This is a genomic window from Terrabacter sp. 2RAF25 (assembly GCF_052115265.1).
GTDB lineage: Bacteria > Actinomycetota > Actinomycetes > Actinomycetales > Dermatophilaceae > Terrabacter.
This window is the reverse complement of record NZ_JBFRGJ010000008.1, coordinates 263,752-285,261: the sequence shown is the minus strand read 5'-3', so window position 1 is coordinate 285,261 and position 21,510 is coordinate 263,752. Positions and strand designations below refer to the sequence as shown.

The window sequence follows — 21,510 nt, the reverse complement described above, 5'->3', positions numbered from 1 at the left end:
GACGACTCAGACATTGAGGGTCCAGACCTGCTGCAGGCGGGCCACGAGGATCGCGACGACGAGCGCGCCTCCGAGGACGACGCCCATCGCCCACTGCGTCTTCTCCTTGATGGCGATCACCACGACGGCCGGCACGACGAGCAGCACGGTGAAGAGGTAGGCGATGAAGGTGGCGCGCTCGGCCCCGTCGCCGATGGCCGAGGCCTTGCTCAGCCCGACGACGAGCTGGACGAGCAGGGCGAGCTCGAGGGCCGCGCCGACGAGGACGAGCGGGTCGTCGACGAGGCGGCCGCGCAGCAGGTGGTGGGCGGCCAGCAGGCCGAGCAGCCCGCACGCGACGAGTAGCACGACGGTCAGGGGTTGGAGCACGCGAGAAGCCTACGGCGTACGCGGGTGCGGCCCGGCAGCCGGTCGGGCGCGAGGCGCCGGGTAGTTTTCTCTCGACGAGCCACCCACCGCCGCTGACCGTCGTGCGGCCCGACCTCGAGGAGAGACCGTGTCGATCCGGCCCCTCGCCATGGACCGTGCCGCCGGCGTGCTGCTCGGCGAGGCCTGCGGCGACGCGCTCGGCGTGCCCTACGAGATGGCGGCCCCGCCGGTCGGTGAGGCGGTCATGAAGGGCGGCGGCCTCGGGCCCTACGACCCGGGTGAGTGGAGCGACGACACCCAGATGACGCTGTGCGTCGCCCGCGTGGCTGCCGACGGACTCGACCTGACGTCGGCCAAGGCGCTCGACGCGGTGTCGGACGCCTTCACCGCCTGGCTCGACGGTGGCGCCACCGACGTCGGCGTGCAGACGCACGCCGTGCTGACGGAGGCGAAGTCTCTGCAGGGGTCACCGCACGAGCGCCTGACGGCGGCCAGCGAAGCACTCCACGACCGCACGGGTCTCACCGCGGGCAACGGCGCCCTGATGCGCACCCCGATCGTCGGGCTGTCGGCACTGGACGACCGCGACGCCACGGCCCGCGCGGCCCGTGCCATCGCCCGGCTCACCCACACCGACCCGCTCGCCGGGGACTCGGCCGTGCTGTGGTCGGAGGCCATCCGCGTCGCGGTCACCGAGGGTCGCCTCGATCTCACGGCGGGCCTCGACCTCGTCTGCGCTGCCAACATCGGCAAGTGGGGCGACTGGATCGAAGCCGCCACCGGCTCCGAGCCCGGGCAGTTCGGCAACAACGGATTCACGGTGACGGCGCTGCAGGACGCTTGGGCCGCCATCACCACCACCGACCGCGGCGACGGCTCGGCCATGCACCTGCAGCGCGGGCTGCAGGCCGCCGTCCGCGCCGGCCACGACACCGACACCGTGGCCGCGATAGCGGGTTCGCTGCTCGGCGCTCGCTACGGGGCGTCGGCGGTGCCGACCCAGTGGCGTCGCATGGTGCACGGCTGGCCCGGCCTGCGCGCCCACGACCTCGTCGAGCTCGCCGTCTCGGTTTCGGTGGGCGGCCGACGCCCCGGTGTCTGGCCGTCCGTCGAGACCATGGTCGACCCCGACATCCCCGCCCTCGGCATCCCGCACCCCATCGACCCCGATATCGTGCTCGGCACCATCACCGATCTCGGGCGGGTGCGCGAGCTCGGGGTCCAGGCCATCGTCTCGCTGTGTCCTCTGGGGCTGGACGACATCCCGGCCGAGGGAATGACCGCGCGCGACCACATCGAGTTCTGGATCAACGACGGTGAGCACGAGGACTCCAACCCGCACCTCGACTTCGTCCTCGACGACGCCTCGTCCGCCCTGCGACAGTTCCGCGCCGAGGGCAAGCGCGTGCTCGTGCACTGCCGCCTCGGCAGCCAACGCACGCCGGCCGTCGCCCTGCGGTATGCCGTCGACCTCGGGGTCGCCCCCGAGCTCGCCGAGCGCTCGATCCGCGACGCCCTTCCCGGCATCCGCGGCGAGGGTCGCCTCTGGCACGTGGCCGCTCACGGCGCCTAGGTTGCCTCCATGAGCGACCTCGACCATCGGCAGCTGGGTGCAGACCTCTTCAACGCGACCTGGGAGCTGCTCGACCGCGACGACCGGACTGCTGAGGACGACGACGCGATGCTGGCCCGCGCCTACGCGTCGCTGCACCACTGGAGCCAGGTGCCGCAGGTGCGGGCGGCCAACCTCGGTCGCGGCCACTGGCTCGTCTCGCGGGTCCATGCGGTGCTCGGCCTGCCGGATGCCGCGGCGCATCATGCGGCCCGATACGTCTCGATCGCGCGCAGCGGCGACGTCGACGACTGGGACCTCGCCGCGGCGTTCGAGGCGTCGGCGCGGGCCGCGGCCGTCGCCGGTGACCACGAGGCAGCCGACCGTTTCGAGGTGCTGGCCCGCGAGGCGCTGGCCTCGGTCACCGACGCCGACGACCGTGCCGTGGTCGAGTCCGACCTCGCGACGCTCCCCCATCGTTAGTCGGCCCTCCCAGCACGCGACACCATCCTCGCGGTGCAAGGCAGGGTCGGTCAGGCGGTAGAGGACCGAGACGAGCCACTCCACCAGTTCGGCCACACGTTCTCGGCCGGACCCTGTCGGGCACGCGGCCGGGCAGGTGCTCGCTGCGAAGTCGGAGCGGGAGGGGCCCGGTCGACCTCGGCACGGCTCAGAACTGCGGTAGGCGGTCGTCGAGTGCGGCAGGTGGCGGGGGATCGTCTGACGGATCGCGTTCTGCCACAAGAGGGTCGGGGGGCCCTGAACCCGATGGGTCGAGGGCTTCGCGCCAGTTCTTGGGGTAGGTCGTGTACGTCCGGCCGGTGAGGGTGGTCCACTCCAGGCCGTCGCCGGCGACTTGGGTGCTGGTCCAGATGCCGTCGGTCTTGACGTTGTGGTGGAGCCGGTGCTTGGCGAACAGGTTCGAGACGGCTGTCTCGCCCTTCGGCCACGGGGTCTCGTGGTCGAGGTCGCAGCGGGTGGCAGGGACCTGGCAGTCGGGGCCGCGGCAGGTGCCGTCGACGGCCTGGACGTGCTCGAGCATCGCCGTGGTGGGCCGGTAGGCCTTGGTGGGGCGGGTGATCGCGTGGCCGTCGCGCAGGTCGACCGGCAGGGTCTGCCAGACCGAGCCGGGGCGGGTCATGATCTCGCGGGCGTGGGCGGCGGTGACCCAACCGTGCCCGGGCAGCTCGCACGCCGCGTCGCTCTGGCCGGTGGCGACCTCGAACGGCACGACCAGCCACACCCGCGCCGCGGCATCCCCCGTGAACGACACCGGTCGCTCACCCGCCGGGACGCTGCCGACGGCGGGACCGGCCGCCCCGGGCGCCCCCGAAGCGTCGTCCTTGGCCTCTTTGGCGTCGGTGCCGTCCTCAGCGCGGGCGGTGCCGGCAGGACCGGCGGCGGTGAGAGCGTTGCGCAGCAGGGCTTCGGTGGCCAGGTCGCAGCGCAGCTGGTCCAGGGTGCGCGGGTCCCCACCGCCGCGCAGGTTCCGGGCGTTCGTGTCGAGCCGGTCCAGGATCGCCGCGACCGTGCCCGCGTCGGCCGTGAGGGTCAGGCAGCCCATCCCGTCACCGACCATCCGCCCGAACACGCCACGCCTCGACCTGGCGTGCGCCCGCCGTTCGTCGGCACTCCGCGCGTCGACCGAGGTGACCGCCCGCGTGAGCCGCGCCGTGAACGTCCGCTGTCCCACCGGGCGCCCGTCCCGCGACGGCGCCAGCACCGCCTCCTCCACGGCCGCGACATCGACGTCCGAGAGCCGCACCGTCTCGGACGCGACCTGCACCGCCCGGTACAACGACGTGCCTCCGGCCCGCAACGCGGCCAGGACCCGCCGGTGCCGCCGCGGGGCCGTCGCCAACGCCAGCCGCCGCGACACCTCGCCGACCCCGACCCCGGTCGCCAGCGCGATCTCCTCGGCGACGACCCGCTCGGGCGAGACCAGCGCCGCCATCCGCACGGCACTGCCACCCCGGGGCAGCGCGGCGACCTGCTGGGCCTGGATCGAGTGCAACGCCCCGTACGCGGCGAGCAGGTCGGCCTCGACCCGCGCCTTCGCCACCTCGAGCGCCTCGATCTCGCCCATGACCCGCTCGCTCGCCCGCAACAGCCGCTCGGTCACCTCGACCGACCGCGCTCGGTCCGTCGCCGCGGCGACGTCAGTCGCCTCGGCGCGGTCAGTCGCCTCGGCGCGGTCAGTCGCCTCGGCGCGGTCAGTCGCCTCGGCGCGGCCTGCTGCATCGCCAGCACGCAGCAGGCTCCCGGCGACCTCGACCGAACGAACTCCTTCAGCCCGGTCGGCCGTTCCGACCGCCTCGGCACGGTCGGCATCCGCAGCGTCAGCGTCCTCGACAGGCCTGACCCTGGCACGCACAGCCAGCGCGGACTCGAGGGCGCGCGCGAGCTCGGTCGGCTCATCGGATGCGCTCACCCGCAGCACGTGAAGCGACCCGCGCAGCTCGGGACGCAGGGACTGGCTCGACGCTGCGATGAATGGCATCGGGCCCCTCCCCTCGGCTCTTGGACTACCCCCAGTAGAACAGGCGTTCGACTGGAATGCAAGGGTATGGGCGGATCTGTGGACAGCGAATTCCGCTGTGCCACAGACAATCTGCCACCCTTTCGCCAAGTGGCACCTGGGGCGCCACAGGACAGAAGGCGCCCTGGGCCGCTGGCCGGACGGCGTCAGACAGACTTGGCCTCGTCGACGTAGCGGCACAGGGCATTGACGGCACGCAGCTCCTCGGGCGTGTGCACCTCGGCGTCCATGAGCAGCGGGCTGCCGACGATGACGGCCATCGCCTTGGCCCGGGAGATCGCGACGTTGAGCCGGTGCAGGTCGTAGAGGAACGAGACGCCTCGCGGCGCGAGCGCGGCCGTCGTGCTGGCCATCGAGTAGATGACCACGGCACCCTGCTGGCCCTGGATCTTGTCGACGGTGCCGACTCTCGCACCCTCGGGCAGGGCCGCCGCGAGCGTGGCGACGTGGGCGTTGTAGGGGGCGACGACGAGGATGTCGTCGATGCCGATCGGCTTGGTGTCACCGGCAGCATCGGTCCAGGTGCCGCGGACGAGGTCGGCCACGAGGTCGCGCACGACGGCGGCCTCCTGTCGGCTCGACTGCTCGCTGGGCTCATCGTGCTCGACGGGCACCCAGCGGAGTCCGTCGCCCGACAGCGCGCCGGGCGCATCGACCGCCAGCAGCTCACGGCCCGGAGCGGACTCGAGGCGACCCTCGTAGGCGAGCTCGGACACGAATGCGGTGAGGGACGGGTGCATGCGGTGGGTGCGGTCGAGGAAGACGCCCCGCTGGGGCGGGATGACGTCGTGCACGACGCCGTCGGCGTCGGTGCGGAGGTGGTCGAGGGCCGAGACCCCGGAGCCGTAGGGGTGCACCGCCTTGGTGGGTTGAGTCAGCTGCTGCGGGTCTCCGAGCAGTACGAGCGAGCGAGCCGCCGGAGCCACCGCGACGGCGTTGGCGAGGGAGAACTGCCCGGCCTCGTCGATGACGAGCACGTCGACGGCGTCGACCAGGTCGTCGCGGGACCACAGCCAGGCGGTGCCGCCGACCAGGTTGGCCTCGCCCGACGCGAGTGCCGCTGCGATCGCGGCATTGTCGGTGGTGTGCCGGATCAGCGCGTTGGGGTCGTCGGGCTCGGCACCCTCCTCGGCGTTGGTGCCGTCCTTGTGCCATGCAGGGCGCTGCACCTCGTCGAGGAGGTTGAGCACGACGGCGTGCGACTGCGCCGTGACCCCCACCCGCAGCCCGGCGTCGAGCAGCTCGCGGATGAGCGCCGACCCGGCATAGGTCTTGCCCGTTCCGGGTGGCCCCTGGACCGCGAGCACCTCACCGCGGAGCCCGCGACCGACCCGCACCACGACGTCCTTGGGCGTCTCGCCCGGTCGGGCGGTGAGCACGTCGGCGGCCGGGACGACGCGCTGGAGCAGGCGGGTGGCGAGGTTGCTCCCACCTGCGAGAGCCAGCGCTCCGGAGCGGGCGATGCTGGCGCGGAGGACCTGGTCCATGACGGGACCCGGCCCTCCGAGGCCGCGCGGGCGCGGCGGGTCGAGCGACTTCTTCATCGACAGCTCGACCCAGCCCTCGACAGCGTCGAGGTCGATGACCTTGCCGACCGGCGCGTGCGTGTCGACGTCGGGGACGTACTTGCCGATCGACACCTTGCAGTCCTGCGGCGGGAAGGGGTAGCGCCAGACCTTGGAGAGCTTGACGATGCGCATCTCCTCGGGCTCGCCGAGGTCACCGATGGCCGTGCCGTCCTCCACGAGCTCGGGAGTCTCGAGCTCCTTGTAGCGGAAGAAGTCCCACCACTCGGGCCGCTTCTCGCGCCGGTGCCAGCCGACGAGACCGGCAAGCAGGTGGTGACCGGCGCCGACGAGGGACTCGGCGAGCTGGATCTCCGCCCGCTCGTCGTCGCCGATCTCGCGCAGCCCCTCGGGCACGGGCCGCGCGAGCGCGTGGCCGGATGCGGCGAGCTCGGCGCGCCGCGCCTCGAGCCAGATGTGGAGGTCGAGGGTGGATCGCACGTCGTCGCGGTTGTAGCGGCGGATGTCGTCGAGGATCGACTGGTCGGCCCGCCCCTCGACCCGACCGGTGAGCCACCGCTCGTACTCGATGACGGACGACAGGCCGTCGGCGACGCCATCGCCCTCGGAGGTGCGCGTGTGGCCCCAGTAGAACTCCTCGAGCTTCTTGATCGAGTAGGAGCCCTTGCTGATGCGGACGCCCTGACGAACGACCGCGTAGAGGTCGACGAAGACCTCGTGACGCAGGAGCTGGTCGAGCTCGGCCTCGCGCGTCGCGTGCTGACCGACGAGGCGCTTCAGAGCGGTCGTCTCGTAGGGCGCGTAGTGGTAGACGTGCATGGCCGGGTGGTGCCGCCACCGCTCGGTGAGCCAGTCGAGCAGGTCGGTGGTGAGCCGCCCCTCCTCGTCGAAGTCGTGCGCCCAGAAGTCGACGAACTCCCCCTGCCGCGTCCAGATGCCGGCGAGGTACTCGCGACCGGCGCCGCCCTCGGCCCACGGGTCGCCCTCGAAGTCGAGGTAGACGTCGCCGTCGTCGGGCTCGGGCAGCATCTGCAGGCCGCGCGCGGGCTCGGGGTCGAGCAGCTCGAACTGCGCCTGCCCCGTCTCGCGCTCGGCGAGCTGGAGCCGGGCCTGCTGGAGCAGCCTGCGTCGGGTGGTCGTCGAGAGCCGGGGCGCGAGCTGCTCGTCGGTCGAGCCCGCGAGCGCCCGAAGGGTGGGGATGCCCAGGTCGATGAGGGCGGCCCGGTGGTCGGTGCGCATGCCCGCGACCTGGATGAGGTCGTCGCGGTCGAGCCACTCCTGCGCGCAACGCTCCTTCCAGCGGCACTGCCCGCAGTGCTGCACCCGGGAGGACTCGGTCTGGCGAGGGTTGGCAATCGCGTCGAGCAGCTCGGCCCGACGCCGACGCGCGTAGGGTGCGACGTCGACGAGGCGCCACGGGTGCAGCTCGGCGTCGCCGGTGACGACCGTCAGCCACTGCGGGGGCAGGCCCTGGAGCGTCTCGAGGCGGGCGGCATACGTGGCCATCTGCAGCAGCGCGGGAACCTTCAGCCGGCGCGCGAGCTTGGTGTCGGCGATGTCGTAGCGCCACGTGCCGAACCTGCTGCGCTCGCCATCGGGAAGCTCGACCCGCAGCAGGAAGTCGGCCAGGCCGACCCAGTGGCCGTCGTAGAACGTGGCCTGGTAGACGACGTCGACGCCGCGCCGCATGGCGTCGACCGTCGCAGCCTCGGCAGCCACCCCGCGCAGCTCGAGCGCGGCGATGTCCTCGACGACGAGGCCCTCGGACACGAGTCGGTCGAGATAGGCGCGCTCGTGCTCGAGCCCCTTGGCGAAGACGAGGTTGAGCGAGTCGTCGGTGCCCGAGGGCCGGGGGCCGCGACCCCCTGGGGCATCGAGTGCGTCGAGGTCGAGCGTGGTGATGTGCGCGCAGGCCACGTGCTTCGTGAGGTCCGTCGGGCTAAGGACCAGGTGACCGTCGTTGCGCTGCATGCCGCCGAGTATGCCGTCCGCCACCGACACGACGGGGTCGGCCCGCGGCTCCGTCGCGAGCGGCGACGGTCCCTGACCGCCCGCCGTCCCCGTCGGCGTCTACCGTCGCTGTATGCCGCTCGCGACGTACAAGGACCTCTGCATCGACGCGTCGGACCCCCATGCGCTGTCGGCCTTCTGGGGCCCGGTGCTCGGCTGGGAGCCGCACCCGCACGATGACGGCGACTCGTGCCTGCGTGTGGGCGACGAGGTGAAGGTGTGGTTCAACCGCGTGCCCGAGCCCAAGACCGTCAAGAACCGGCTCCACCTCGATGTGAACGCGACGTCGCTGCAGCCCACGATCGATGCCGGTGCGGTGGTGCACGACGAGCAGCCCCGCTGGACGGTGCTGCTCGACCCCGACGGCCAGGAGTTCTGCGTCTTCGTACGCGACGAGCTGGTGACCCAGCCGTTCTACGAGCTCGTCTGGGACGTCACGGGCGACGAGTTCGCGGCCCACCGGCTGACGCGATGGTGGGCTGACGTCCTCGGTGGCAGGGCCGTCCGCGACGACGGGTTCAGCCACGTCGAGGACGTCCCTGGGCTGCCTTTCGAGTCGATCGTGTTCCAGCCGGTGCCAGAGGACAAGACGACGAAGAACCGCATCCACGTCGATGTGACAGTCGCGGACCTGGGTCCTCTCGTCGCGGGCGGCGCGACGGTCGCTCGAGCGAAGGGCGACGACGGTATCGGCTGGACCGTGATGCGCGATCCCGCGGGCAACGAGTTCTGCGCCTTCACCGCCACCCGCCTCGGGGGGGCGGCGGGGTCGCGMCCCGGCCGCCCCACCCGTTCACCGCATGATGCCGTTACCGACATGACGGCCCCACCACTTGCCGAGGCCCCAGGTGTCACCGGCCAGCGTCGCGGCGAGCACCGCGATGCCGAATGCCTCGATCCAGTGGCTGTCGATGAGCGGGTTGGTCATCCCCGAGGCCCCGAGGGGGAACTCGGCGAGGTACATGAGCGCGAGGAGAAGCGCGGCGCTCCAGGCGGCGATCTTGAGGCCCGCACCTGCGAGGAGCGCGACGCCGATGCCGAGGAGGCCGAGCATGAACACCCAGTCGGCCCACGGGCCGGCGATGTTCTTGAAGAAGCCGGCGAAGGGGCCCTCCGCGTGCTTCATGAAGCCCTGGGCGGGGGTGCCGCCGTTGACCCACGCCTTGGCGGCGGGGGTGGCGTAGCCGAGGCCGAAGAGCTTGTCGAGGAACGGCCAGAGGAAGGTGAAGCCGAGCACGATGCGCAGGCCGGCAAGAACTCGACGGGCCACGACCGAACGGACCACCTCCTCCTGGAACGTCACGACGCCCTGGGTGGGGTCGTGCGAGACGACCGCGGGAGTGTGTGTGTCGCGGTGGATGGTGGCCATGGAACTCATCTCCAGAACTCGATGCGTGTTCCCGGCAGGCTTTCTGTCGGTACTACAAAGCGTAGTAATGAAGATTCACTACTACAAGCCGTAGGAGTGTGAGGTGCGAGACAGGTCTGGCACCGAGCCGCGCCGTCAGGGTCAGCGGTGCGAGCGGATGAGTGTCGGCACCTCGAGCTCGCCCGGCGTCTCGGCGAGCTCGCGCACCAGGTCGGCGAGCGCGTCCAACGACGTGCACACGGCGGCATACGACCCGTCGAGACGGATCGGGCGGCAGAGGATTCGGGTGCCCGCGTTGCGGATGACGATCTCGGACTCGGGCGCCCGGTCGCTGTTGCAGTGCACGAGAACGCCAGTGGGCAGCCCCAGGGCGGTCGTGTACGCGATGAGCTCGAGGTAGTCGCGCGAGGCCATGTAGCCGTCGGCACCCATGGAGTACTTGGCGTCGCCGACCAGCACGACCTCGCTCCCCCGGCGCACTACGAGGTCGGGCGCCATCGTGACGGCCCGACCCTCGTCGAGCCAGACGTTCTCGTCGGTCTCGATGCGCAGGTCTGGGGCGAGTCGCAGGTCGAGCTCCTGCGAGATCCAGCGCTGGAAGAGGTCGTCCATGTCGACCATGAGGCTGTTGGCCTGCTGGTCACCGGCCTCGTGGCTCAGCGACATCGCCTGCAGCACCAGGCGACTCAGACGCATGGCGTCCTCGTAGTGCTCGTTGAGGCGGGTGATCGGCAGCGGAGCGGTGTGCTTCGTCGCGGGCGTGTCGGCGACGCCGTCGAAGCGCCCGAGGACGCGCAGCGCCTCCCGACGCACGTGCGGCGCGAGCTGCGGCCACGCGAGCATCGCCTGCAGCGTGCACCGGAAGAGCTGGTTCTCGACGATGTCGGCCGTGAAGTCGTCGAAGCGGCACTGCGGCTCGGCGGCGCTCCACGGACGGCGCGCGAACTCCTCGACGAGCAAGCGCCCGCGGATGGTGCGCATCCGCTCCTCCCGGGCGACGTAACCGTGCACGAGGCCGCGCATCGTCGCGGAGTCGATGAGGCGGATCGCGAAGTAGGCGACGCCGTCGATGAGCTCGTCGGTGTCGCTCCACGTGACGTGCTCGTGGTCGAAGGCGTCGGGTGAGACGCCGGCGCCCAGCATCGCGAAGAAGTTGGTGACCGACACCTTCGGCATCACCCGGACGACGAGTCCCGGAACGGCCAGCGCGCCCACCCAGCTGGTCGCCCCGATGGTGACGACGTCGGGATCGGCGGTGGCGTGGATGACGAGCCGCTCCCCCGCGGCCGCCACGAGGGCGGCGCGGGTGTCGCGGGACAGGCGGACCGGCCCCGAGCGTCCGTGCTCGGGGATCGGGGGCAGCTCGAGGGTCATCGGTAGATCGGCGCGACGGCTCGGCGGCTGACGACGAGGGGCGGCGGCGTCGTCACGGTCGCATCAGGTCCAGCTGGCCGTAGCGAGCCTTCACGTTCTCCCAGCGGAACTGGGCCAGCTCGTGCTCGCGGCCGTAGAGCTGGTCCTCGATGAAGGGGTAGACGTTGTAGTCCCAGATGCGGCGCAACGTCGCCTCGTCACCGTCGAGACCGGGCCGCATGAAGTACGAGTGCCCGATCTGCAGGTGCGGGCCACGCAGGGCACGCCGCAGGTCCTCGTTGACGCGGTCGACGAGGTTGGCTACCCAGACAGGACCGTCGTGCGCCTCGAGCCATCTGCGGAGCAGGCCCTCCATGGGCCCGTCGTGCGGCATGAACGGCACGAAGTCGAAGCGACGGCGCAGCGCTGCGTCGACGAGCGCTATCGACCGGTCGGCAGTGTTCATCGTGCCGATGAAGTAGAGGTTCGGTGGCAGCTCGAAGCCCTCGTCGGGGCGGTAGCTCGTCTTGACCGAGTGAGAGCGGTACTCGAGCAGGAACAGCAGCTCACCGAAGACGCGCGGCAGGTTCGCCCGGTTGATCTCGTCGATGATCATGATGTGCGGTGTCAGCGGGTCGGCCTCGGCCGCCTCGGCGAGCAGCGCGAGGGGACCCTTGCGCAGCTCGTAGACCATCTGGCCCTGGTGGTCGATCTGCGGCCGGAAGCCCTCGAAGAAGTCCTCGTAGCTGCTGCTCGGGTGGAACTGGACGATGTCGCGCTTGGTGGGGTCGGGCTGCAGGGCCTGGGCGAACCGCTGCGCGAGGTAGGTCTTGCCGGTGCCGGGAGGCCCGTAGAAGATGACCTGCTTCTTCTCCTCGAGCAGGCTGCGGATCTCGCGGAGGAAGTCCTCCTCGATGAGCAGCTCCTGGGCGGCCTCGCCGAGCGCGTCGTGGTCGGGCATGAGTGCCTTGTCCGAGCGACGCATGAGCCAGTAGGCGAGCTGCGCCTGCCCCCACGGGTCGTCGGGCAGGAGGGGGTCGAGCGTCTGCTTGAGCAGGGCGTTGGTCTCGACGTGGGTGCGGCCGCGGGACTTGCCGTCGGTCCAGCGCGCCGGGCCACCGAGGCGGGTGAGCATCGCGATCTTGCCGGAGTCACCGCCGAGGGCGAAGAGCGGCAGCCAGTGCTCCGGGTGGGCGATCGCGAAGAGCTTGAGCACGACGCTCTCGCCGAAGCCCTGGACCGGCACGTCGTCGGAGCCGAGGACGCGGTTGATCCGCTCCTCGTCGCGGCCCTCGCCCCACAGCAGGTCGCGCACCATGATGCGCAGCTCGTCGATGCCGGATGCGTCGAGGGCGTTGATGCTGCTGATGAGCACCGACTGGCCGCCGATGTCGCCGTAGCCGCGCGTGGAGACGATGCGCTTGAACGTCGCGAGGTCGAAGTCCTCGAGGCCGTCGCGGGAGACGCACGCCGCGAAGACGCGCCGCTGCTCCTGGTGCCACGCGTCTCGTTCGCTCGGGTAGGGCCGCTCGGTCCGGAAGATCTCGACCTCGCCCTGCAGGTCGACCATGGCCGCGAGCTCGAGGCTGGGGTCGTCCAGCGGCCCGCGCTGGCTCGAGGTCATGAAGCGCAGCAGCGGCGTCAGCGTACGGGCGGTGGCGATGATCTCGTCGGCGAAGTCGGCACGGCCGAGCGCCTCGTCGCCCTTCCACCAGCGACCGACGAACGCCTCGCCCGACGGGTACTCGCGCCCGACCGGCTCGAGACGGTCGGGGCGACCGTCCTCGTGCACGCGGAAGAAGGTCAGTCCACGCGGCAGGTGCTCCTGCACGATGGTGCCGACCTCGCGGTGCTGCTGGTCGCTCTCGCCCTCCCAGCCACCGTGCAGCCCGAACGCGACGCCGGAGGGCGTGATCCACAGGCGGAAGCCCGGGGCGCCCGCTCCACCGACGAGGATCCACGCGGCGTACAGGTCGGAGCGGTAGGCGGCGTCCTCGCCGGCGTGCTGCTGCAGCGCGAGGGTGGGAGCCTCGAGGTAGAGACCGGTCTCGGACGAGAGACGCTCGATGAGGCTGTCGGAGATGTGGTCGGCCTCGCCGCGCAGCTGGCGAGCGAGGTCGGCGGCCCGCTCCTCACGGGTGCCGTTGCCGTAGCCGGAGGACGGGCGGAAGTCGGCCGCGATCTCGGCGGCCTCCACGCAGACGTCGAGCGCCTTGGGGGCGATGCCCACGAAGGCCTCGGTCTCCTTGAGGTACCAGAGGATGCGGGCGGCGTACTTGGGGTCCTCGGGGCGCAGCGCCGCACAGAGGTCGGCGAACGCGACGTAGCGCTCGGCGTGGCTGAGGCCACGCTCGAGCCAGCCGAGTCGCTGGAGCATGTGCGGGGCGTTCTCCCACATGAGCGGCCACTCGCCACCGTCGTCGGTCGACCAGAAGAGCGAGAGGACGTATGCCGTGTGCCCCGGCCCCGGTGCACGCTGGCCGCGTGCCCCACCCCTGGCGAGGAAGGCCTCCATCGACTGGAGCTTGTCGGCGGCGTCCTGCGGGGACGCGGGGGTCTGGAGGGTCAGCTTGAGCAGCCCGACGACCTCGGCGTACTCCTCCTCGGCGCGGCGGACGAGCGACGCGAGCCACGGCCCGCCGATGGGGCCGAAGCCCACGTAGGGACCGTCCTTGCGGGTCCACTGGTTGATCGCCTCCTTGAAGGCGACCAGGTCGCTGGAGGCCACGAGGTCGGCGAGGATCTCACGCAGCTCGCCGTTGCGGGACGCACGCTCCGAGTCGAGCTCGGCGAACAGTGCCTGGGCGTCTTTGTCGGCCTCGGCGGCACGTTCGATCAGCGCGTACTTCGCGCGCCAACGCTTGACGTCGACGCTGTCGGTGCGAGACATGGGGCTCCCTTGCACGCCCACTTCTAGGGCGAATAGCTACTGCGCGCGTGGAGGTGCGCGCAGGACCGCGGAAAGGTTACCTGCCAGTCGCCCGTGCTCCGAACTCGTGGGTGTGTCACCGGTGAGTCCCCGGAATCGCAGCGTCGAACGGCCCCTGACGGCAGCGAATCGTGATCATTGTGACCTGTTGCACCGGACGATGCGCAGCCGGGGGGCTGTGGACGAGGCGGGCGGCTCGGGGTGCGTCTCGGGCAGGATGGTCATAGGTTCCGAGGTGGAACCACGAGGGGCGAAACGCCCTTCCCAGGACGCAACCGCACGCTGGTCGACGATCGACAGGGGACGCCGATGACCGCCGCCGCCAGGGCCCATCGACACCGAAGGCTGATTCCGTATGCCGCCGCGCTCGTCGCGCTGGCGATGCTCGGTGCCTGCACGGGCAGTGAGCCTGCGCCGACCTCGACGACTCCCCCAAGGACGTCGGCGGCGGCAACGACGACCTCGTCGGCGCCCTCCACGACAACCACGCCGACCCCAACGGCAACGGTCGACCCGGTCCTCGCCAAGATCCCCGCCGCCGCCCGCCCGAGCACCGATGCCGGCGCCGCCGCCTTTAGCAAGTACTACTTTGAGCGGGTCAACTCTGGCTTCAGAACTGGAAGCACGTCCGATGTGCACGGACTTGCACAACCAGACTGCGTTACTTGCAATGCCTTTGCGTCGGCTATCAAGGAGCAGAATGCGAAGGGCACGCACTATGGGGCAGACCTCGCGAGGATCGATTTTTCGTCGCCGCTAGAGGTCAAGTTGCCGAACGCGAGGGTGCTTGTGGACTTGTCGCAGCTTGCGGTCCCCATCCTCAACTCCAACAACAAAAAGGTTGGCACAACACCCACGGGCAATGCGTCGTTCGTAGTTTCCCTCAAGTACGAGGGCCACTGGATCGTCACGCGCCTTCAGAAGACCGAGAACTAGTCGTGGCTGCCACGTCCACTCTGGTTGCCGCGACGCTCGCGCTGGTCGTCGGCGCTCCCTCGGGCTTCGTGCATGGGCGGCATCCCGAGGCTGATGGCGCTGTCCCCAACCCGCCCTGCGGGGTGTACACAACTTGCAATGTCGATCCGACACAGGCGAGTGTCGGTCTACTCTCGCGCGATGAGGTGCTGGCTCTTCCCAAACATCCAAACGACAAGGGCGGTCCGATCGAAGCTCCGTTGCCACCCACCGCCCCACGGTATGACTACCTATCGCTGAATGACTGTGCGCAGGCCCGCCCGGAAAGCGTTACTGAACAAGTCACGTGCAGCCATGCCCTCAGAGATTGTCCCAAGGCTGAAGTAGGACCCCTACTCCGGATATGGCGTCGAACGCTCGTGGAGGGCAAGGTGACGGAGCCTTGGAGCGTTCGTGGTTTCACCTGTGCATCTGATGTAGCTCCTGGCGCCAGACCCACGCTGACGATGGCCGATCTGAAAGGTCAATTCATGCGGACGCCTTGGTCGAAGCCGCAGATCTCGAGCCAGCCAGCTGGTAACACGACCCTGGTGAACCTGCTGACCTTCTACAAGGTCAACTGGACTCCGAACGGGTTCCAGCCCGGCGAGGTCGACCGATCCGTGCTGCGCGGTATCCCGGTTCAGATCCGGCCCAAGCTGGTCGGCTTCACGTACGTCTTCGGCGACGGCTCCTCGGTCGGTCCGACGACATCGACAGGCGGGGTCTATCCCGACGGCGACATCACCCACGTCTACGGCTCGAAGGGCAAGTTCCCGGTCCGCGTCAACACGACGTTCGGAGCCGACTTCAGCCTCGACGGCGCCACCTGGGACGAGATCCCGTCAACCGTGACCGTTCCCGGCCCCAGCACTGTGGTCACCGTTCGTGAGGCGAAGGGCGTTCTCGTCAACAACTGACCGTCCGTCGCTGACTACTCTGCATTGAGTCGTGGCGTGGACTGGGTCACGGGGCGAACCAACGCAGAGGGCCCCGTCAGGGGCGTGCGGCGCGCCGACTTCAGTTTCTGGATTGCGAGTCGCCCGGCTTGTCGTCGTTGTCGGCCGACGTGTCCTCGTTCTCGGCGTCGACCTCGTCGAAGGTGAACGCACCCTGTTCAGCCTTGGACGGGCCGCGGTTGAGCGCCTCGTCCTGTGTGACCACCTCGGCTTGGACCTCGACGGCGTCGACGGCCTGGACGGCTTCGGGCTCTCCGACCCCCGCCAGGTCGCCGTTGGGAGTCGCTTCCGCCACCGGTGGTACCTCCGCCTCGGCGATCCCGGCGGCTGACACGGGTTCGTGCGGCAGCAGCGCGTCCTCGTCCTGCGCGTCTCGGTCCCAGCTCTCTGCGGCTCCGACATCGGACGTGAACTCCGAGGGTGCTCCGGCGAAGGCAGACGGATCCGAGACGTCGGGGTCGTCATCACTGTCGCTCGCCGCGTCGGAGGGAGCCGCACCGTCCAAAGGTTCGCTGTGTGAGACCGCGGGTCCAGTGGTCGGGACGGAGCCACCGCCTCGCCTCGACAAAAGCCAGGTCACCAGGACGCCGAGCACGAAGGCCACCAGGACCAGCCACCACTTCATCGCCGACCCCCTGACGCGCTTGCCGCGTCACCCGGGGCCGCATCGGGCTCAGTTCGCCCCGCTGCTCCCCGACCCGTGATGGCGATGGCCACCAGCGAGCCGACGACGAAACCGACGATGCTCCAGAGGAAGACGCCCCAGAATCCGCCGTCGCCACGCCCTGCGAAACCCAACAGCACCGTCACGATCACCAGCGCGGCCCACCACTGCCAGCCGACGGCGCGACGCGAACGAGGGTCGGACGTCCCGGGTGAATGAGCCAGCGCCATCGGTCCTCCAAGATCGGCTCAGGGCCGCAACGGCGACCACCGCTTGGACGGTACCCCGATCTGCCTCCCTCGGGACGGAGGCAGCAGCGGGTCTGTCAACGACGTCTGCGGCTGGACGAGCGCGCCCGCTCAGGCCGCCGCGCTGTCGCGCTGCGCCGGCAGGACGGCAACGGCATCAGGGGCCGCGATCGCCACCGCGTGAAGCGTCAGCCCAGCAACGCGGCACACGCCCTCGAAGGCGGTGCGCAAGTCGTGGTCGCGTGGTGTGGCCGTGGGGCGCCCCGGCCTGGCGATCGCAATGACGACATCTCGCACGCCCTGCCGGGCGGCCTCGGAGACTGCCAGCAGAACCCGCTCTCGAACGGCTGCGACGTCGACACAGCGGGGCTGGTCGGGAAGGAGCACGGGCTGCAGCAGCCGCCTGTTCGGGTGGCACAGCAGCAGATAGGTCGCGCCGTCGTCTCTCGCCTGGCCGGTCACGATGAGGTCGACCACGCCCTCGAGCACGTCAGGGTCGGTGATCGGTCGTTGGGCCCAGTCCCTCGGCAGATCCTCGAAGCGCATGGAACGAGCATGCCGGTGACCGGTGACAGTGGGTCGGCGTTGTCCACATGCCCGGCGCCCCCCCGCCCGTGAGAGGTACCGTTTTCCCATCACAGGCCGGATGGCGAGACCTGGTCCGGCGGCCGAGGCGGCCCGAGGGCCGCCCACGCGGAAGGACGCCCATGCCGCCGCACCCGTCCGGCCGACCGTCCGACCGACCGGCCGGTCTCACCGCCACCGACCTCGTCCACGCGTACGCGTCGGGTGACCTCTCCCCCGTCGAGGCGCTCCGCGACGTCGCCGACGTCATCTGCGCCCGTGAGCCCGAGCTAAACGCGTTCTGGCAGCTCGACCTGGAGGGCGCTGCCACAGCTGCTCGGGCGAGCGAGGGCCGTTGGCGCAGAGGCGAGCCCGCCGGCCCCATCGACGGCGTGCCCGTCACGATCAAGGAGAACCTGGGTCGAGCGGGTGTGCCGATGCCGGCAGGCAACGCGGGTGTCGAGCCGGTGGTGCCGACCCGCAGCAGCCCGGTGGTCGAACGGGTCGAGGAGTCGGGCGGTGTCATCCTCGGCTCCACGGTCATGCCCGACTGGGGGATGCTCAGCTCGGGGGTCTCGAGCCTGCACGGCATCACGCGTTCACCGTGGAACCCGGCGCTGACGACCGGCGGCTCGAGCTCGGGTGCGGGTGCGGCGGCTGCCGGCGGCTACGGCCCGCTCCACGTGGGCACCGACATCGGCGGCTCGATCCGGCTGCCAGGCACGTGGCTCGGCCTGACGACCCTCAAGCCGAGCGCCGGGCGGGTGCCCCTCGACACGCCCTACCTGGGCCGCGCCGCCGGCCCGATGACCCGCTCGGCCCGCGACGCCGCGCTCCTCCTCTCGGTCATCAGCCGACCCGACGCACGCGACTGGACCAGCCTTCCCCCGTCCGACCTCGGTGCGGTGCTGCCAGCCGAGCCGCTCGACGTCCGGGGCCTGCGGGTCGGCCTTCACCTCGACGCCGGGTGCGGGCTCCCGCTCGACCCCGAGGTCCGCTCTGCCGTCGAGGTCGCAGCACAGGTGTTCACGGACGCGGGCGCCGAGGTCACGCCGCTCGACCCGTTCATGACGCCCCAGATGCTCCGCGACCTCGACGAGTTCTGGCGGGTCCGGTCACTCACCGACTTCGACGCCCTCGCGCCCGAGGCCCGGGAGCGGGTGCTCCCGTTCATCCGGCGGTGGGTGCTCGCTGTGCGTGACGTCGACGGCCGCTCGGTCCTGCGCGACTACGCCAGCATCATGGCCCTGCAGCAGGCGACGGTCGCGGCCACCGAGAGCTACGACCTCGTGCTCTCCCCCGTGGCGCCCGTCGCGGCCTTCCCGGCGGAGTGGCCGATGCCGTGGGGCGACCGCGACGAGGGCATGGCGCACATCGGCTTCACCGTGCCGTACAACATGTCGGGCCAGCCGGCGGCGTCGGTCAACTGCGGCTTCACCGCGGACGGACGCACCATCGGGCTGCAGGTCTCGGGCCGTCGCTTCGACGACGTCGGCGTGCTCCGTGCCGTCGACTGGTACGAGCAGCACCGGGGCACGGCGGCGACGCCCGTGTGGCCGATCCCGCCGACAGGAGACGACCGTGCCTGAGACCCCTCCGGCCGCAGCGACCGCACGCGGCTTCGAGCCGGTGCGGTCGGTCCGCCTCTACGAGCGCATCGTCGAGCAGGTCGAGGAGGCGATCGCCCGCGGCGAGCTGCGACCCGGCGAGCGCCTCCCGAGCGAGCGCGAGCTCGTCGTGCAGTTCGGCACGAGCCGCGCGACGGTGCGCGAGGCGCTGCGCGTCCTCGAGAGCAACGGAGTGGTGCGGTCGCGGCCCGGCGACCCGAACGGCCCCGAGGCCGCACGGGCCTCGCTGCACAGCCTTCACGACTACTACGCGAGCTATGTCCCCAAGGCCGAGCGCGCCGCCCTCGAGGCGCTGCTCGACGAGTGACCCTGCTCGACGCCCGACCGGGGCCGCACGGCAGAATGCGTGACTCGGTCAAGCGTCGGCGACAAGGAGAACAGCCCCGTGAGCGTGCAGGTGAAGGTTGCATCCATCGAGCGCCGTATCGCGCAGGAGCTCGGCGTCCGCGACGGGCAGGTCACCGCGGCGGTCGGCCTGCTCGACGGCGGTTCGACGGTTCCCTTCGTGGCGCGCTACCGCAAGGAGGCCACGGGCGGACTCGACGACGCGCAGCTGCGCACGCTCGAGGAGCGCCTCGGCTACCTGCGCGAGCTCGAGGAACGACGGGCAGCGGTGCTCGCGTCGGTGGAGGAGCAGGGCAAGCTCGACGACACGCTGCGCGCGCAGATCCTCGGCGCCGAGACGAAGGCGCGCCTCGAGGACATCTACCTGCCCTTCAAACCGAAGCGGCGCACCAAGGCCCAGATCGCCCGCGAGGCCGGTCTCGAACCGCTTGCCGATCTGCTTCTTGGCTCGCCAGACACCGAGCCGTCCACGGCTGCAGCCGAATTCGTTCATGCCGGGCGAGAGGTGGCGGACGCTGCTGCCGCGCTCGACGGGGCCCGCGCCATCCTCGTCGAGCGCTTCGCCGAGGACGCTGACCTCATCGGCGACCTGCGCGAGCGGGTCTGGAAGCAGGGACACGTCGGCTCCAAGGTCCGTGCCGGCAAGGAGGAGCAGGGCGGCAAGTTCTCCGACTACTTCGACTTCTCGGAGCCTCTCGCCTCGCTGCCGTCGCACCGCATCCTCGCGCTCTTCCGCGGCGAGAAGGAGGACGTGCTCTCGCTCGACATCAGCCCCGATGACCCTGCGGTCGAGCCCCAGCCCGGCCCGACGGCATACGAGAGGGCCATCGCGCGGCGCTTCGGCATCGAGAACGCCGGTCGACCAGCCGACCAGTGGCTCGCCGACACGGTCCGCTGGGCCTGGCGCACGAAGATCCTCGTCCACCTCGGCATCGACGCCCGTATGCAGCTGCGTCGGGCCGCCGAGGAGGAGGCCGTACGCGTGTTCGCCGCCAACCTGCGCGACCTGCTGCTCGCTGCCCCGGCCGGGGCGCGCGCCACGATGGGCCTCGACCCGGGCTTCCGCACCGGGGTCAAGGTGGCCGTCGTCGACGGCACGGGCCGCGTGGTCGCGACCGAGGTCATCTACCCCCACGTCCCGCAGAATGAGTGGGACCGGTCGCTCGCCACGCTCGCGCGCCTCGCGAAGGATCACGCGGTCGACCTCGTCGCGATCGGCAACGGCACCGCGTCACGCGAGACCGACCGTCTCGCGGCCGACCTGGTGAAGCGTCACCCCGAGCTGAAGCTCACGACGGCGGTCGTCTCGGAGGCGGGCGCCTCGGTGTACTCCGCGTCGGCGTTCGCCTCGCAGGAGCTGCCGGGCATGGACGTCTCGCTGCGTGGCGCCGTCTCCATCGCGCGCCGCCTGCAGGACCCCCTCGCCGAGCTCGTCAAGATCGACCCGAAGTCCATCGGCGTGGGGCAGTACCAGCACGACATCTCCCAGACCGCGCTCTCGCGCTCCCTCGACGCCGTCGTCGAGGACTGCGTCAACGCGGTCGGCGTCGACGTCAACACCGCCTCGGCTCCCCTGCTGACCCGGGTCTCGGGCATCACGGCCGGACTGGCCGACAGCATCGTCGCCCACCGTGACGCCACCGGGCCGTTCCGCAGCCGCAGCGCCCTCAAGGACGTGCCGCGGCTCGGCCCCAAGGCGTTCGAGCAGGCGGCCGGCTTTCTCCGGGTCCCGGGGGGCGACGACCCGCTGGACGCGTCCGCCGTGCACCCCGAGGCCTACCCCGTCGTGCGACGCATGCTCGAGTCGACCGGGCAGAAGCTCACCTCACTGATCGGCAACACCGCTGCGCTGCAGGCGATCCGGCCCGCCGACTACGTCGACGACACCTTCGGACTGCCGACGGTCACCGACATCATCAGCGAGCTCGACAAACCGGGTCGTGACCCCCGGCCCACCTTCAGGACGGCCACCTTCAAGGAGGGTGTCGAGGAGATCAAGCACCTCAAGCCGGGCATGACGCTCGAAGGCGTGGTCACCAACGTCGCGGCCTTCGGCGCCTTCATCGACGTCGGCGTCCACCAGGACGGCCTCGCGCACGTGTCGGCACTGTCGAAGAGCTTCGTGCGCGACCCCCACGACGTCGTCAAGTCCGGCGACGTCGTCAAGGTCAAGGTGCTCGACGTCGACGTGGCCCGCAAGCGGATCTCCCTCACGCTGCGGCTCGACGACGAGCTGCCGGCCGCTGGGTCCAAGGCCGACACCTCCGGTCGTGGTGACTCGCGCCGGACGGGTTCAGGAGGCCAGCGACAGGGCGCCAGGGGCGGACGGGGCGGCAGCCCTCGCCAGGGCGACAACGGCACCCGGGGCAACCGGGACACCCGGGGCAACGGGGACAAGGGGGCCACCCTGGCCACCCCGGCACGCCGCAGCAACGCACCTGCCGACAGCGCCATGGCCGACGCGCTGCGCCGGGCCGGCTACACCGGCTGACGCCGGGGCG

General features: G+C 70.9%; 16 protein-coding genes and 1 pseudogene. 8 read left to right on the top strand and 9 right to left on the bottom strand.

Annotated features, from left to right (window positions below):
• Positions 1-6: 6 nt before the first annotated feature.
• Positions 7-369 carry a hypothetical protein gene (locus AB4091_RS19070; RefSeq protein WP_442293915.1) on the bottom strand — a complete coding sequence of 121 codons (363 nt, stop codon included), beginning with the start codon at positions 367-369 and terminating at the stop codon, positions 7-9.
• 127 nt (positions 370-496) lie between these two features.
• Between AB4091_RS19070 and AB4091_RS19065 the strand changes: the two genes are divergently transcribed.
• Both AB4091_RS19065 and AB4091_RS19060 read left to right on the top strand, forming a co-directional pair.
• On the top strand, positions 497-1,942 hold the full coding sequence (locus AB4091_RS19065; protein ID WP_442293913.1) for an ADP-ribosylglycohydrolase family protein: 1,446 nt from the start codon (positions 497-499) through the stop codon (positions 1,940-1,942).
• A gap of 9 nt (positions 1,943-1,951) precedes the next feature.
• Positions 1,952-2,404, top strand: a complete 453-nt coding sequence (locus AB4091_RS19060) for a hypothetical protein (RefSeq protein ID WP_442293911.1) — start codon at positions 1,952-1,954, stop codon at positions 2,402-2,404.
• Between the two features lie 187 nt (positions 2,405-2,591).
• On the opposite strand, the gene AB4091_RS19055 is transcribed toward AB4091_RS19060, so the two are convergent.
• A complete protein-coding gene (locus tag AB4091_RS19055; RefSeq protein WP_442293909.1) occupies positions 2,592-4,421 on the bottom strand; it encodes an HNH endonuclease signature motif containing protein in 1,830 nt (609 codons plus the stop codon).
• 185 nt (positions 4,422-4,606) lie between these two features.
• Positions 4,607-7,957: a TM0106 family RecB-like putative nuclease gene (locus AB4091_RS19050; protein WP_442293907.1), complete on the bottom strand. Its 3,351-nt coding sequence runs from the start codon at positions 7,955-7,957 to the stop codon at positions 4,607-4,609.
• Between the two features lie 112 nt (positions 7,958-8,069).
• On the opposite strand from AB4091_RS19050, the pseudogene AB4091_RS19045 reads away from it, so the two are divergent.
• A pseudogene (locus AB4091_RS19045) lies at positions 8,070-8,720 on the top strand (VOC family protein); the annotation flags it as partial.
• A gap of 69 nt (positions 8,721-8,789) precedes the next feature.
• On the opposite strand, the gene AB4091_RS19040 reads toward AB4091_RS19045, so the two are convergent.
• The 3 genes from AB4091_RS19040 to AB4091_RS19030 form a co-directional block, all read right to left on the bottom strand.
• A complete protein-coding gene (locus AB4091_RS19040) occupies positions 8,790-9,365 on the bottom strand; it encodes a DoxX family protein (protein WP_442293905.1) in 576 nt (191 codons plus the stop codon).
• A 141-nt stretch (positions 9,366-9,506) separates the two neighbouring features.
• Complete coding sequence (locus AB4091_RS19035; RefSeq protein ID WP_442293903.1) at positions 9,507-10,739, bottom strand: McrC family protein; 1,233 nt, start codon at positions 10,737-10,739, stop codon at positions 9,507-9,509.
• Positions 10,740-10,791: 52 nt separating this feature from the next.
• Positions 10,792-13,608, bottom strand: a complete 2,817-nt coding sequence (locus AB4091_RS19030) for an McrB family protein (protein WP_442293901.1) — start codon at positions 13,606-13,608, stop codon at positions 10,792-10,794.
• Positions 13,609-13,956: 348 nt separating this feature from the next.
• Here AB4091_RS19030 and AB4091_RS19025 point away from each other — a divergent pair, with 348 nt between their 5' ends.
• Positions 13,957-14,583 (top strand): DUF6318 family protein, encoded by a 627-nt coding sequence (locus AB4091_RS19025; RefSeq protein WP_442293899.1) that lies wholly within the window; start codon positions 13,957-13,959, stop codon positions 14,581-14,583.
• Between the two features lie 509 nt (positions 14,584-15,092).
• Positions 15,093-15,521, top strand: coding sequence for a hypothetical protein (locus AB4091_RS19020; protein WP_442293897.1), 429 nt, complete (start codon positions 15,093-15,095; stop codon positions 15,519-15,521).
• Positions 15,522-15,621: 100 nt separating this feature from the next.
• Here the strand turns inward: AB4091_RS19020 and AB4091_RS19015 are convergent, their stop codons facing one another.
• The 3 genes from AB4091_RS19015 to AB4091_RS19005 form a co-directional block, all read right to left on the bottom strand.
• Positions 15,622-16,185 (bottom strand): hypothetical protein, encoded by a 564-nt coding sequence (locus AB4091_RS19015; RefSeq protein ID WP_442293895.1) that lies wholly within the window; start codon positions 16,183-16,185, stop codon positions 15,622-15,624.
• Positions 16,182-16,454 (bottom strand): hypothetical protein, encoded by a 273-nt coding sequence (locus AB4091_RS19010; RefSeq protein WP_442293893.1) that lies wholly within the window; start codon positions 16,452-16,454, stop codon positions 16,182-16,184. Before AB4091_RS19010 ends, AB4091_RS19015 begins: the two co-directional genes overlap by 4 nt.
• Before the next feature lie 129 nt (positions 16,455-16,583).
• Entirely contained in the window at positions 16,584-17,018 is a 435-nt protein-coding gene (locus tag AB4091_RS19005; protein WP_442293891.1) for a hypothetical protein, read from the bottom strand.
• Between the two features lie 161 nt (positions 17,019-17,179).
• Between AB4091_RS19005 and AB4091_RS19000 the strand changes: the two genes are divergently transcribed.
• The 3 genes from AB4091_RS19000 to AB4091_RS18990 all read left to right on the top strand — a co-directional run bounded on the left by AB4091_RS19000 (position 17,180) and on the right by AB4091_RS18990 (position 21,500).
• Positions 17,180-18,625, top strand: a complete 1,446-nt coding sequence (locus AB4091_RS19000) for an amidase (protein ID WP_442293889.1) — start codon at positions 17,180-17,182, stop codon at positions 18,623-18,625.
• Positions 18,618-18,971, top strand: a complete 354-nt coding sequence (locus AB4091_RS18995; protein WP_442293887.1) for a FadR/GntR family transcriptional regulator — start codon at positions 18,618-18,620, stop codon at positions 18,969-18,971. The genes AB4091_RS19000 and AB4091_RS18995 overlap by 8 nt, the downstream gene beginning before the upstream one ends.
• A 78-nt stretch (positions 18,972-19,049) precedes the next feature.
• Positions 19,050-21,500: a Tex family protein gene (locus AB4091_RS18990; protein WP_442293885.1), complete on the top strand. Its 2,451-nt coding sequence runs from the start codon at positions 19,050-19,052 to the stop codon at positions 21,498-21,500.
• The last annotated feature ends 10 nt before the right edge of the window (positions 21,501-21,510 follow it).

What these genes read in the sequence shown, in the direction of transcription:
- AB4091_RS19025 (WP_442293899.1), top strand. Translation starts at nt 13,957, where the DNA reads ATGACCGCCGCCGCCAGGGCCCATCGACACCGAAGGCTGATTCCGTAT.
- AB4091_RS19005 (WP_442293891.1), bottom strand. Translation starts at nt 17,018, where the DNA reads ATGCGCTTCGAGGATCTGCCGAGGGACTGGGCCCAACGACCGATCACC.
- AB4091_RS19030 (WP_442293901.1), bottom strand. Translation starts at nt 13,608, where the DNA reads ATGTCTCGCACCGACAGCGTCGACGTCAAGCGTTGGCGCGCGAAGTAC.
- AB4091_RS19015 (WP_442293895.1), bottom strand. Translation starts at nt 16,185, where the DNA reads ATGAAGTGGTGGCTGGTCCTGGTGGCCTTCGTGCTCGGCGTCCTGGTG.
- AB4091_RS19055 (WP_442293909.1), bottom strand. Translation starts at nt 4,421, where the DNA reads ATGCCATTCATCGCAGCGTCGAGCCAGTCCCTGCGTCCCGAGCTGCGC.
- AB4091_RS19035 (WP_442293903.1), bottom strand. Translation starts at nt 10,739, where the DNA reads ATGACCCTCGAGCTGCCCCCGATCCCCGAGCACGGACGCTCGGGGCCG.
- AB4091_RS19040 (WP_442293905.1), bottom strand. Translation starts at nt 9,365, where the DNA reads ATGGCCACCATCCACCGCGACACACACACTCCCGCGGTCGTCTCGCAC.
- AB4091_RS19010 (WP_442293893.1), bottom strand. Translation starts at nt 16,454, where the DNA reads ATGGCGCTGGCTCATTCACCCGGGACGTCCGACCCTCGTTCGCGTCGC.
- AB4091_RS19000 (WP_442293889.1), top strand. Translation starts at nt 17,180, where the DNA reads ATGCCGCCGCACCCGTCCGGCCGACCGTCCGACCGACCGGCCGGTCTC.
- AB4091_RS19050 (WP_442293907.1), bottom strand. Translation starts at nt 7,957, where the DNA reads ATGCAGCGCAACGACGGTCACCTGGTCCTTAGCCCGACGGACCTCACG.
- AB4091_RS19020 (WP_442293897.1), top strand. Translation starts at nt 15,093, where the DNA reads ATGCGGACGCCTTGGTCGAAGCCGCAGATCTCGAGCCAGCCAGCTGGT.
- AB4091_RS19060 (WP_442293911.1), top strand. Translation starts at nt 1,952, where the DNA reads ATGAGCGACCTCGACCATCGGCAGCTGGGTGCAGACCTCTTCAACGCG.